The organism is Streptomyces luteogriseus, assembly GCF_014205055.1.
GTDB lineage: Bacteria > Actinomycetota > Actinomycetes > Streptomycetales > Streptomycetaceae > Streptomyces > Streptomyces luteogriseus.
The window spans coordinates 3,450,974-3,463,067 of the sequence record NZ_JACHMS010000001.1 but is presented as its reverse complement, the minus strand read 5'-3'; the positions used below and the strand labels follow the sequence as shown (position 1 = coordinate 3,463,067).

9 protein-coding genes are annotated in these 12,094 nt (G+C 73.9%); 5 read left to right on the top strand and 4 right to left on the bottom strand.

What is annotated here, in order from left to right:
* Positions 1 to 139: 139 nt before the first annotated feature.
* Positions 140 to 1,003, bottom strand: coding sequence for an esterase/lipase family protein (locus tag BJ965_RS14885; protein WP_184909088.1), 864 nt, complete (start codon positions 1,001 to 1,003; stop codon positions 140 to 142).
* Between the two features lie 521 nt (positions 1,004 to 1,524).
* On the opposite strand from BJ965_RS14885, the gene BJ965_RS14880 reads away from it, so the two are divergent.
* On the top strand, positions 1,525 to 1,941 hold the full coding sequence (locus BJ965_RS14880; protein WP_184909087.1) for a cobalamin B12-binding domain-containing protein: 417 nt from the start codon (positions 1,525 to 1,527) through the stop codon (positions 1,939 to 1,941).
* Between the two features lie 209 nt (positions 1,942 to 2,150).
* Here the strand turns inward: BJ965_RS14880 and BJ965_RS14875 are convergent, their stop codons facing one another.
* Complete coding sequence (locus tag BJ965_RS14875) at positions 2,151 to 3,830, bottom strand: DUF5691 domain-containing protein (protein ID WP_184909086.1); 1,680 nt, start codon at positions 3,828 to 3,830, stop codon at positions 2,151 to 2,153.
* 136 nt (positions 3,831 to 3,966) lie between these two features.
* Positions 3,967 to 5,322: an SWIM zinc finger family protein gene (locus BJ965_RS14870; protein ID WP_184909085.1), complete on the bottom strand. Its 1,356-nt coding sequence runs from the start codon at positions 5,320 to 5,322 to the stop codon at positions 3,967 to 3,969.
* Between the two features lie 145 nt (positions 5,323 to 5,467).
* Between BJ965_RS14870 and BJ965_RS14865 the strand changes: the two genes are divergently transcribed.
* The 3 genes from BJ965_RS14865 (at position 5,468) to BJ965_RS14855 (ending at position 10,390) form a co-directional block, all read left to right on the top strand.
* Positions 5,468 to 6,598 carry an AAA family ATPase gene (locus tag BJ965_RS14865; protein ID WP_184909084.1) on the top strand — a complete coding sequence of 377 codons (1,131 nt, stop codon included), beginning with the start codon at positions 5,468 to 5,470 and terminating at the stop codon, positions 6,596 to 6,598.
* An 86-nt stretch (positions 6,599 to 6,684) separates the two neighbouring features.
* Positions 6,685 to 9,084, top strand: a complete 2,400-nt coding sequence (locus BJ965_RS14860) for a DUF5682 family protein (RefSeq protein WP_184909083.1) — start codon at positions 6,685 to 6,687, stop codon at positions 9,082 to 9,084.
* A 139-nt stretch (positions 9,085 to 9,223) separates the two neighbouring features.
* Positions 9,224 to 10,390: a VWA domain-containing protein gene (locus tag BJ965_RS14855; protein ID WP_184909082.1), complete on the top strand. Its 1,167-nt coding sequence runs from the start codon at positions 9,224 to 9,226 to the stop codon at positions 10,388 to 10,390.
* Positions 10,391 to 10,786: 396 nt separating this feature from the next.
* Here BJ965_RS14855 and BJ965_RS14850 read toward each other — a convergent pair whose 3' ends face one another.
* Positions 10,787 to 11,086, bottom strand: coding sequence for a hypothetical protein (locus tag BJ965_RS14850; protein WP_184909081.1), 300 nt, complete (start codon positions 11,084 to 11,086; stop codon positions 10,787 to 10,789).
* 265 nt (positions 11,087 to 11,351) lie between these two features.
* Here BJ965_RS14850 and BJ965_RS14845 point away from each other — a divergent pair, with 265 nt between their 5' ends.
* Complete coding sequence (locus BJ965_RS14845; protein ID WP_184909080.1) at positions 11,352 to 11,831, top strand: hypothetical protein; 480 nt, start codon at positions 11,352 to 11,354, stop codon at positions 11,829 to 11,831.
* Positions 11,832 to 12,094 lie beyond the last annotated feature (263 nt).

The window sequence follows — 12,094 nt, the reverse complement described above, 5'->3', positions numbered from 1 at the left end:
TTCGGCAGGTTTCGCGTGCGCAGGAAACGGGCATTCGGCCGTGTTTTGGCGGACGGCGGGCACGGGTTTGGCCCTGTGTTCGAAGTTTGTTCGAGCTTGATCGGTGATGTGGCACCGAGTGATCGCTGTATGACGAGTCTCAGGCGACTGTCAGACCGGCGGTGTGTTCGGTGGACGGTTCACCCGGGCGGGCCGTGTCGAGGACCTGCCGTATGCCGTTGGCGACGGCGGGGTGCACGGGCAGGGCGAGATGGCCGATGCCGGTCACGCGCACGTTCTGCGCCGTCAGATCGGGATGATCGATGCAGGCCGTCTCCGGCGGGTCCATGACATGGTCCAGGTCGCTCCAGAAGCCGACGAAGTGCGTACGGCAGTCAGGGGCGGGCAGCGTGAGCTCCTCGAGCACCGGTGAGCCGGGGCGCATCTGGCGCACGATGGGGTGCGCGTCGGCCACGGGCATCACTCGGGTTCCCGAGTGCGGCGTGCCGAGCGTGACAAGGGTCCGCACGCGTGCGTCGCCGCCGAGCCGCTGCACGTAGTAGCGCGCTATCAGGCCGCCGAGACTGTGCCCGACGACATCGATCTGCCCGGCCCCCGTGCGCTCGCAGAGCTCCTCGATGCGCCGGCCGAGCAGCTCGGCGGCGGCGCGTATGTCGCGGGTCAGCGGCGAGTAGTTGAGGGTCTCGATCTGCTGCCGGCCGTGCTGGGCGAGGCTGCGGCGCAGTAGGACGAAGACCGAACGGTTGTCGATGAAGCCGTGCAGCAGGAGCACCGGCGGCTTTGCCTCCGTGGGCAGTTGGGCGGCGCCGTCCGCCGGCAGGGCCGGGACGGGGGCGCGCCGCTCCTGGGTGATGCCGGACGGGTAGAGGAGGAGATGCCCTGCCAGGATCGCGATCTCCAGGACGGTGGCCTTCAGGAGCGCCAGGGAGAGTCCCGCCGGCCTGCTTGGCAGCAGGCGCTCGCAGAACGGAAGAAAGGGCAGAGCCGCCCTGGTGACCTTCATGGCCGACCTCCTGTCGGCACGCGGGAGGACGCCTCCGCCCCCCGTGTGCTCTCGTGGGAAGCAGCTGCGAAGACGGCCGGCGAGGACCGCGAGAGCGGCGTGAGCCGCGTGAGCTGCGGGGGTGGAGCGCGGCGTGTGGCGTGTGTGACGCCGGTGGTGCGACGGGGGTCCCCGATCGGTGGGGTGACGAGGCTCCCCGCCGGCGCGCCGTGTCTGCCCTGCGTGCTGTGCGTGCGGTGCTTGCCCTGCGTGTCTTCCCCGAGATGCCGCACCGCCGCGGTGCCTGGTGGATGCGGCGTGACGGCAACCTCGGTGCGGCTCCCCTTGCGCTTGTCCCATCGTGTGATTTCCCCCTCGCTATCCACCGCGAAACTGCCGGTTGCGGGATCCTGGAGATAACGTTCGTTCACTTGCCCGGACGGTTCGGGGCGGGGTGTCCGTGCGGTGCGGCGTGTACGGCTTGCCCGATGTGTGCGGTACTTGTCGATACGGATGGATGTAATCGCTTCATGGAGGCAGTGATGGGTGTGGCAGCCGGTCCGATCCGCGTGGTGGTGGCCAAGCCGGGGCTCGACGGCCACGATCGCGGGGCCAAGGTGATCGCGCGGGCCCTGCGCGACGCCGGTATGGAGGTCATCTACACCGGCCTCCACCAGACTCCCGAGCAGATCGTCGACACGGCGATCCAGGAGGACGCCGACGCGATCGGACTGTCCATCCTCTCCGGAGCGCACAACACGCTCTTCGCGGCTGTGATCGAACTGCTCAAGGAGCGGGACGCGGAGGACATCCTGGTCTTCGGCGGCGGGATCATCCCCGAGGCGGACATTCCCCCGCTGAAGGAGAAGGGCGTCGCGGAGATCTTCACGCCGGGCGCCACGACCGCGTCGATCGTGGACTGGGTCCGGACGAACGCCCGGCAGCCCGCGCAGGCTTAGGACTCCGGCGGTCCGGCCCGGGTTCCCTCGTCCGGCCGGGGCCGGTACGCCCCCGGCCCGACGGGACGCGACGGCTGTCTCTCGCGGCCGTCCCGGTCGTCGGTGTACTCCGAGGCGGCCGGCTCCCGGACGGCGCCTGGTGCCGGATACCGCACGGATCCCGTCGGGCAGCGGGTTGTGGCGCGCCCTTCCCGAAGCGCCTACGGAGGTCAGGCCGCTCCCAGCTCCTCGGTCATCGCCGCGCGTAGTCGCAGGGTCGTGACCAGACGCTGGAAAGCCTCCGCCCAGTAGCCCCCGGCCCCCGGCGACGCGTTCTCCGGCTCGTCGGGCACGGCCAGCAGGGCGTCGAGCCGGGAGGCCTCGGACGGGTCGAGGCAGCGCTCGGCCAGGCCCATGACTCCGCTGAAACTCCATGGATAACTCCCCGCGTCCCGCGCGATGTTGAGCGCGTCCACCACCGCCCGGCCGAGCGGCGCCGCCCAGGGCACCGCGCACACCCCGAGCAGCTGGAAGGCCTCGGACAGTCCGTGCGCGGCGATGAAGCCGGCCACCCACTCGGCCCGTTCGGCGGCGTCCAGCGTGCCGAGCAGCTTGGCCCGTTCCGCAAGGGACACCGCACCCGGACCGCCCGCGTCCGGTGCCGACGGCTCGCCGAGCAGGGCCCGTGACCACTCGGCGTCCTGCTGGCGCACCGCCGCCCGGCACCACGCCGCGTGCAGTTCGCCCTGCCATTCGTCCGCCACCGGCAGTGCCACGATCTCCCGGGGCATGCGCCCGCCGAGCCGCCGCGACCAGGTCGAGAGCGGTGCCGCCTCCACCAACTGACCGAGCCACCAGGACCGTTCGCCACGACCCGCCGGGGCCTTCGCCACGACACCGTCGCGTTCCATGCCCGGATCGCACTCGTGCGGGGCCTCGACGGCGATCGTCGGGGTGCTCTTCGCGGCTCCGGCGGATTCCTCGCCCTCCACCCCTGGCCCACCGGGCTGCGCGGTCCGCATGTGGTCGATGGCCACGCACGCCCCCGCCCTGACCGCCATCCGCGCGGCCAGCGCCGAACCGGGAAGAGCGGACAGCAGTTCCGCCGCCGTCGCCCTGACGTTGCGGCTGCGGTCGGCCAGGGCCTGCTCCAGGAACGGCTCGTCGTCCGGACCCAGACCCGCGCGCAGGGAGTCGAGGAACATCAGCCGGTCCTCGGCCCGCTCCGTCGCCCATGTCGTCGCGAGCAGGTCGCGTGCGGCGGCCGGTTCGCGGGAGCGCAGGGCGGACAGCAGCGCGACCCGTTCGGCGAACAGGCCCTCCTGCCAGAGCCGCTGGATCCGCTCCTCGTCCTCGAGCTGCGGCAGGGCCGCTCCGCCGCCCGGGGTCGCGCGCAGAGCGAACCGCCAGTCCGGGTTCAGCCTGGCCAGCCACAGGGCACGCGGCCCCGCGAACTCCAGCGCCGCCGGCCGCAGATCGGTACGACCCCGGGCCGCGTCCAGCAATGCCGGGAGTACCTGCGGAGGCGGTGCGAACCCACGGGCGTTCGCCACCGCGAGCCATTGCGGCAGCAGCTCCGTCAGGTCGGGCGCGGTACCCCGCCGGCCGCCGCCGGACGGGCCCGGGCGGTCGGTCAGCAGCATCGCGAGCCTGCGGGCGGCCGCCGGGGGCAGGGCCGGACGCGGGTCCTCCGGAGCAGGCTGCGGACGCCCGGCCGCCCGTGCCGGGCGCAGACCGGCCCGTCGGCGTACGGTCTCCACGGCTGCCGCGTCCAGCAGGGCCGCGGGCGCGTCGGGGCCCGGCGCGGTGCCCGGCGGGGTGCGCCGGTCGGTGCCCAGCAGCGCGGTGGTGACGAGCCCCTCCCAGACGTCCGCGCCGGGCGCGTCCACAGGAGCGGGGGACCTGGTCATGAGCTTCCTTTCCGCGGGGCACCCGGTGGTTGAAGGCTCGCCCTTACCGGTTGTCCCGTGATGCCTGAAAGATTCGTGGATCTGTGGGAGGGGAGGGGCGGGTTGCCATGGTGTGAGCGGGGCCGCCGTCCTCCGCTCAGCACAGCGCGACCGGGTCACCCGGGCCCTCGGGCCAAACCGTCAGCGGGGTGAAGCCCTGGTGGCCGTATTCGCCGAAGACCTTGACCGGGGCACCGCCCGACAGTGCGACGAGCCGCCACAGACCCGGCCGGGAACGGGCGCCGGGGGTCAGCGGCAACGCCGCGTCCTCGTCGGCGTCCGCCAGCTGCCAGGAGTCGCCGTCCGGGGCCGGCACGACCCGGTCCAGCGTCACCGGGACGGACTCCAGCCACGGGTCGTCGCGCAGGGCGTCGCCGTAACGGGCCGCCGCCCGGGACGTGGTCATCCCCGGCGGACGTATCGCCGCGGGCGCGGACCGGGCGAACTGCTCGCCCAGGGCCACCCGCGGCTGCCCGGCGCCGGGATACGCGGACACCTCTGCCTCCAGGGCCAGTCCCACCGGCAGCGCCAGCTCCGGGGAGCGGCCCGCCGCGCCGTAGGAGAGGAGCAGGACTGTGCGGTGCGAGTCGGCGCCGTACAGCCAGATCCGGCGGGTCGTCAGGCGCGGGTCCGTCGTGTCGTACTGGGCGAGGACCAGCCAGCGGTCGCGCAGCGGCGGGCCGTCCGCGGAGGCCGGGAGGCCCATGCGGGAGCGGACCGTGGCGGCGAGGCCGTCCGGCAGCCGCTCGCGGCGCAGCCAGCCCCGGCCGAGGAGATGCAGCAACGCGCATTCCTCCAGCAGCCGCACCGGCCAGCCCGGACCGGTGGACGGGATCGCCCCCAACTCCCGCACCCGGCCTGCCAGACCCTGGGCCTGGGCGTCGACCATGCGGGCCGCCGTCTCCTCCCAGAGGCCGTACCCCGACTGCTCCGCGGTCGCCAGGCCGCCGCGCAGCAGGTCGGCCAGCCGCTGCTCCAGCTCCACCGCGCCCGCCGTGACCCTGTCGGCCCGGCGCTCCGCCCGGCGTCGCGCCGCCTCCGGGTCAGCGGACCCGGACTGCGCGCCGGAGTCGTCCCCGGCCTTCTTCTCCTCCGCACGCCTGCGCCGCCCCGCCGTCCACTGCCGGGCCCACTCCGGCTCCTGTCCCGGCGGAACCGCCGCGTCGTCGGCGGCCCAGAGCAGCAGCAGCCCGAGCGCGTGCTTGCACGGGAACTTGCGGCTCGGACAACTGCACTTGTACGCGGGACCGGCGGCGTCCGCGATGTCCACGACCGTCTGATACGGCTTGCTTCCGCTGCCCTTGCACAGCCCCCACACCGTCCCCTCGTCGGAACTCCCCGCCTCGGACCACGGCCCTGCCGCGCCGAGTTTGCTTCCCGCTTTGCGTGATGCGGCGTCAGGCGCCAGTGCCAGCACCTGGTCCGCGGTCCAGCGCGCCCCCTGCTGAGTCATGCCATCGAAGGTAGATCCCACCACTGACAATCGAGTCCGCGAGTGGTCTCGGCAGCGCGTTTTCGCAGGTCGGAATGGATTGTCAGTGGTGTGGTGCAACGTTGGTGCCAGATCCGAACCGGCCGAGCTGGAGGGGGACTTTGCCATGACTGTGTCCGTGGAGCCGACGTCCGTCGAAGCGGGGGAGACGGAAGCCGCCCAGGCGTTGCGACCGCACGCCGAGGACGCCTTCGCGCGGGAACTCGCCGCGCTGGCCGCCCAGGACGACCGGCCGCGCCCGGCCCGCTGGAAGCTGTCGCCGTGGGCGGTCGCGACCTACCTGCTGGGCGGCACGCTGCCGGACGGCACGGTGATCAGTCCGAAGTACGTCGGCCCGCGCCGCATCGTCGAGGTCGCCGTCACCACGCTCGCCACCGACCGGGCCCTGCTGCTGCTCGGCGTGCCGGGCACGGCGAAGACCTGGGTGTCCGAACACCTGGCCGCGGCCGTCAGCGGCGACTCCACGCTGCTGGTGCAGGGCACCGCCGGCACCCCGGAAGAGGCCATCCGCTACGGCTGGAACTACGCGCAGTTGCTCGCCCACGGCCCGAGCCGCGACGCCCTCGTGCCCAGCCCGGTCATGCGGGCCATGGCGGAGGGCATGACGGCCCGCGTCGAGGAGCTGACCCGGATCCCGGCCGACGTGCAGGACACGCTCATCACGATCCTGTCGGAGAAGACCCTGCCGATACCGGAGCTCGGCCAGGAGGTGCAGGCGGTCCGCGGCTTCAACCTGATCGCCACCGCCAACGACCGCGACCGCGGGGTCAACGACCTGTCCAGCGCCCTGCGCCGCCGCTTCAACACGGTGGTGCTGCCGCTGCCGGAGAGCCCCGAGGCGGAGGTCGACATCGTCTCGCGGCGCGTCGACCAGATCGGCCGTTCCCTCGACCTGCCGGCCGCGCCCGACGGGCTGGTCGAGATCCGCCGGGTGGTCACGGTCTTCCGCGAGCTGCGCGACGGGGTCACGGCCGACGGCCGGACGAAGCTGAAGTCGCCCAGCGGCACGCTGTCCACGGCCGAGGCGATCTCCGTCGTCACCAACGGGCTCGCCCTGGCGGCCCACTTCGGCGACGGCGTGCTGCGGCCGGGCGATGTCGCCGCGGGCATCCTCGGCGCGGTGGTCCGCGACCCGGCGGCGGACCGGGTCGTCTGGCAGGAGTACCTGGAGACGGTGGTCCGTGAGCGGGACGGCTGGAAGGACTTCTACCGGGCCTGCCGCGAGGTGAGCGTGTGAAGGACGCGGGGCCGGGGGCCCCGGGCGGTGGGGCGGCGGTCGGCGGCGGGTTCGGGGCGGGACGTGCGGGACGGGAGGGGGACGAAGTGACCGGTGTGGAAAGCGCCGTGGGCCGGCGGGCCGGGGCGGGACCGGTGCTGCTCGGGGTGCGGCATCACGGACCCGGATCGGCGCGGGCGGTGCGGGCGGCGCTGGAGGAGGTCCGGCCGCGGGTCGTGCTGATCGAAGGGCCACCCGAGGCCGACGCCCTGATCCCGCTCGCCGCCGACGAGGAGATGCGGCCACCGGTCGCCCTGCTCGCCCACGCCGTGGACGAGCCCGGCCGCTCGGCGTTCTGGCCAATGGCCGGGTTCTCCCCGGAATGGGTCGCCCTTCGCTGGGCCCTGGACCACGACGTCCCGGCCCGCTTCATCGACCTGCCGGCCACGCACACGCTGGCCTGGGGGAGCCAGGAGGACGCGGAGGCGCCGGAGGGCGAACGCCCGCTGGACGCCGAGACGGTGACGGAGGAAGGAGACACCGGCCCCGGCCCCGCGGCCTTGCGGATCGATCCGCTCCGCGTGCTCGCCGAGACTGCCGGCTACGACGACCCGGAGCGGTGGTGGGAGGACGTCGTGGAGCACCGGGGTGCGGGGGAGGGCGACGCGCTGGCGCCGTTCACCGCGCTGGAGGAGGCCATGGGCGCACTCCGGGAGACCTACGGCAGCGGGGGGCACGACCGGGACCTGGTGCGGGAGGCGTACATGCGGCTCCAGGTCCGGGCCGCGCAGCGGGAGTTCGACGACGCGGTGGTCGTCGTCTGCGGGGCCTGGCACGTGCCCGCACTGCGGCGGAAGGCCACCGTCGCCGCAGACAAGGCGCTGCTCAAGGGGCTGCCCAAGGTGAAGACGGATCTGACCTGGGTGCCGTGGACCCACCGGCGGCTGTCCCGGAGCAGCGGGTACGGGGCCGGTATCGACTCGCCCGGCTGGTACGGGCATCTGTTCAGCGCCCCCGACCGGCCGGTGGAGCGGTGGCTGACCAAGGTGGCGGGAATGCTCCGCGCCGAGGACCGGATCGTCTCCTCCGCCCACGTCATCGAGGCGGTGCGGCTGGCCGAGACGCTTGCCGCGATGCGCGGCCGTCCGCTGCCCGGTCTGAGCGAGACGACCGACGCGGTGCGCGCGGTGATGTGCGAGGGCTCGGACGTGCCGCTGGAGCTGGTGCGGGACCGGCTGGTCGTGGGGGACGTGCTGGGGGAGGTGCCGCCGTCCGCGCCGGCGGTGCCGTTGCAGCGGGATCTCGCCCGGCTGCAACGCCGGCTGCGGCTGAAACCGGAGGCGTTGGAGCGGGAGTTGGAGCTCGACCTGCGCAAGGAGAACGACGCCGCCCGCAGCAGACTGCTGCACCGGCTGCGGCTGCTCGGCATCGCGTGGGGCGAACCGGCCGCCTCGCGGGGCAGCACGGGCACGTTCCGGGAGACGTGGCGGCTGCGCTGGGAGCCCGAGCTGTCCGTTCGGATCGCCGAGGCGGGGGTGTGGGGCACGACCGTCCTGTCCGCCGCGACCGCCAAGGCCGAGACGGACGCCGTCACCGCGCAGGGCCTCGCCGACGTCACCGCGCTCGCCGAGCACTGCCTCCTGGCCGAACTGCCCGGCGCACTGCCGACGGTGATGAGGATCCTCGCCGACCGGGCGGCCCTCGACACGGACGTCGGCCATCTCGCCCAGGCGCTCCCGGCCCTGGTCCGCTCCCTGCGCTACGGCGACGTGCGCGGCACGGACACCGGTGCCCTGGCCGAGGTCGCCGCGGGGCTGGCCGAGCGGGTCTTCGTCGGCCTGCCCCCGTCCTGCGCCGCCCTCGACGCGGACGCCGCCGAGGAGATGCGACGCCATGTGGACGCGGTGCACCAGGCCGTGGGCCTCCTGGGCGACGCGCCCGCGGCGGGACACGGCCGGCTGAGAGGACGCTGGCGGTCGGTGCTGCGGGTGCTCTCCGGGCGGGACACCGTGCCCGGAGTCATCCGGGGGCGGGCCGTGCGGCTGCTGCTCGACGACGGGGAGCTGACCCACGACGAGGCGGCCCTGCTGATGGGACTCGTCCTGTCACCGGGCACACCGCCGGCGGACGCGGCCGCGTGGATCGAGGGCTTCATCGGAGGGGGCTCCGGGGGCGGACTGCTCCTGGTGCACGACGAGCGGCTGCTCGGGCTGGTCGACGCGTGGCTGACCGGGGTTCCCGCCGAGGCCTTCACAGACGTACTGCCCCTGCTGCGGCGGACGTTCTCGGCGTACGAGCCCGGGGTGCGCCGGACCCTCGGTGAACTGGTCCGGCGCGGACCGGGAGCCGGGGGCGGCGCGACAGCCGCCGGCGGGGGGACACCCGGCTTCGCGGCCGACCTCGACCTGATGCGCGCGGACGCCGTGCTGCCGGTCGTACGGCTGCTGCTCGGGCTGGACGACGTGCGCGAGAACACCGACAACGACCTTGCGGGGGTGACGGGATGACGACCGTGGCACTGAAGGAGCGGACGAAGGCACCGGCGGCGGGGAACACCCCGGCGGGCGGACTCCGGGCGGGCGTACGGCCCGCTACGACCGTGCCGGTGATCCCGCTGTGGGAACGGCCTCGCAAGGGAGGACGGGGATGACGGCCGAGGCGACGGACCCGGCACAGGAGCGGCTGCGGCGCTGGCGGCTCGTGCTCGGAGGAGACTCCGCGGACGGCACCGGCTGTGCGCTGTCGGGGCAGGACGCGGCGATGGACGGGGCACTGACCGCGCTCTACGGCAGAAAGGACGGCAGGTCACAGGGGGGTCGGGACCGTTCGGCGGGGCTCGGGGCGTCGGCGCCGTCGGTGGCGCGCTGGCTCGGGGACATCCGCACGTACTTCCCCTCCTCCGTCGTGCAGGTCATGCAGCGCGACGCCATCGACCGGCTCGGTCTCGCCACGCTGCTGCTGGAGCCGGAGATGCTGGAGGCGGTCGAGGCGGACGTGCACCTCGTCGGCACGCTGCTGTCGCTCAACAAGGCGATGCCGGAGACGACGAAGGAGACGGCCCGGACCGTCGTGCGCAAGGTCGTCGAGGACCTGGAGAAGCGGCTCGCCACCCGCACCCGGGCCACCCTCACCGGCGCGCTCGACCGCAGCGCCCGCGTCAACCGGCCCCGCCACCACGACATCGACTGGAACCGCACCATCGCGGCCAACCTCAAGCACTACCTGCCCGAGTACCGGACGATCGTGCCGGAGCGGCTCATCGGATACGGGCGGGCGAACCGGTCCACGAAGAAGGAGGTCATCCTCTGTATCGACCAGTCGGGATCCATGGCGGCATCGGTGGTGTACGCCTCGGTGTTCGGGGCGGTGCTCGCCTCGATGCGGACGATCTCCACGCGACTCGTCGTCTTCGACACGGCGGTCGTGGACCTCACGGACCAGCTGGACGACCCGGTCGACGTGCTGTTCGGGACGCAGCTCGGCGGTGGCACGGACATCAACCGGGCGCTCGCCTACTGCCAGTCGCAGATCACCCGGCCCGCGGAAACGGTGGTCGTGCTGATCAGCGACCTCTACGAAGGCGGCATTCGCAACGAGATGCTCAAGCGGGTCTCCGCGATGAAGGCGTCGGGCGTGCAGTTCGTGACGCTGCTGGCGCTCTCGGACGAGGGGGCACCGGCGTACGACCGGGAGCACGCGGCGGCCCTCGCGGCGCTGGGGGCACCGGCGTTCGCCTGCACGCCCGATCTGTTCCCGGAGGTGATGGCGGCGGCGATCGAGAAGCGGCCGTTGCCGATGCCGGATGCGGCGTGAAGGGACCCGGTGGGAGGGGTGGATGACGGCGTGCCGACGCACCGCCGTCCGACCTGGAGCAGCAAAACGGACATGACGGGCCATCGGTAAGCAAGGGCTTGCGCAACCTCCGCACTCCCGTGCGAGGATCGGCGCCTGCTCGGCCGTGCGCGCTGCCGGCCGGGCAGTGCCGCTTCCGTCGCACGGGAGGAAGCTCCCCCTCTTGACCTGGTCAGCAGCCCCGCCCGAGGCCGCGTTGCGCGCGCTGCGCACAGCGGCCGGGCGGCGTGCGCTCCAAGTGGTGCTGCTGGTGGGCGGGTTGCTGGGATTCGGGCTGCTGTGCGGGGAGCGGGCCTACGCGGAGAGCGGCGTGGGGGCGCTGTCGGAGGGCCGGGCCGGGCAGGTCGTCAGCGGTGTTCACGCCCCGGGGGGCGCGGGGGACCGGCTCGGACGGGCTGCCGGCGACGTGGGGAAGACCGCGAGCGAGGGGGTGGCGGAGGCCCGGGTGAAACCGCTGTCACCGTCGCAGTCGTCGCCCTCGGCTTCGCTGTCGTCGTCCTCGCGGTCGTCTTCGCCTTCGCTGTCGTCGTCCTCGCCGTCGCCCTCGCCCTCGCTGTCGTCGTCCTCGCGGTCGCAGTCGTCCGAGCAGCCGTTGCACGCGGGGCGGCAGGAGCCGTCGAGGAAGTCGAAGAAGCCGTCGCACCCGGCCCTGCCCAAGCCCCCATCGCGCCCCGTGCTGCCCGACCTACCGGCTCTTCCGGCCTTCTCCGCTCTTCCGAACCTCCGGGTTCCAGCCGACCTGCCGACAGCGCCCTCTGTGCCAGGGCTCCCGGATCCACCCGCCCTGCCCGCCTCGCCGGGGCCGCACGACTCACTCCCGCTGCCGAGCCTGCCGGGTCTTCCTGTCCTGCCTGCACCCCCGGGCAGCGACACCGCACTCCCGGGAACGTCTGCCCTCCCCACTCTCCCCGTCCCCCTCCCCGTGCCCGTCACGACTGACCCGCGGCCGGGCGGGGCGACGACGCCGGTGGCGGACGCGACCGGACCCCGGCGGCAGGCCGGAACGCCGGACACCGCGGCCCACGACAACGAGCCCCGCGCCAACGACCGCCACGCGGCACCCGCGGGCCCGATGGTCGTCCCCGGCATTCACACGCACCACGTCAGACACACACACGCCACCGGCCACCCCGGCCACTCCGCCCACCTCGCTCACCCCGGCCACCCCGGGCCGTCCACCCACGCCGGACCCACCGCGTCCGACCGTCCGCCCGGCGGTCGTCCCGGCGGCGCGCTCGGCAACCGGTCCCTGGCCGACAGCGGCTCGTCACGGCACGGCGACGCCCACGCCGTCCCGCCGGGCCTCCGGGCCCCGCTCGCGCTCGTAGCCGGGCTCGTGACCCGTACCGACCGGGCCGGTACCCGGGGCGGACACCGGGGCATCCCCCTCTTCCCCGGCTAGCACGGGGAGACCGCCGAGGCCTCCCCGCCGTCGGCCCGCCGCCCCTTGCGGCGTTGAGATCCCCCAGCTCTTCACGAGGTGTCACGCCCGGACGGCCGAAAGCCGTCGGTGGTCCGAGGCCGAAACCTCGTGGAGGGGTCGGGTGCTCCCCATTGGGGTGGGGCCCGCCCGACCGATCCCCGGAGCCGGGCCCTGAACAGGGCCTTCGCACTGCTCCGGGGGTGTCCCGCGGGCCTCACCGGGTCAACCCCAGCCCGGTGAGG

What these genes read in the sequence shown, in the direction of transcription:
- BJ965_RS14885 (WP_184909088.1), bottom strand. Translation starts at nt 1,003, where the DNA reads ATGAAGGTCACCAGGGCGGCTCTGCCCTTTCTTCCGTTCTGCGAGCGC.
- BJ965_RS14880 (WP_184909087.1), top strand. Translation starts at nt 1,525, where the DNA reads ATGGGTGTGGCAGCCGGTCCGATCCGCGTGGTGGTGGCCAAGCCGGGG.
- BJ965_RS14875 (WP_184909086.1), bottom strand. Translation starts at nt 3,830, where the DNA reads ATGACCAGGTCCCCCGCTCCTGTGGACGCGCCCGGCGCGGACGTCTGG.
- BJ965_RS14870 (WP_184909085.1), bottom strand. Translation starts at nt 5,322, where the DNA reads ATGACTCAGCAGGGGGCGCGCTGGACCGCGGACCAGGTGCTGGCACTG.
- BJ965_RS14865 (WP_184909084.1), top strand. Translation starts at nt 5,468, where the DNA reads ATGACTGTGTCCGTGGAGCCGACGTCCGTCGAAGCGGGGGAGACGGAA.
- BJ965_RS14855 (WP_184909082.1), top strand. Translation starts at nt 9,224, where the DNA reads ATGACGGCCGAGGCGACGGACCCGGCACAGGAGCGGCTGCGGCGCTGG.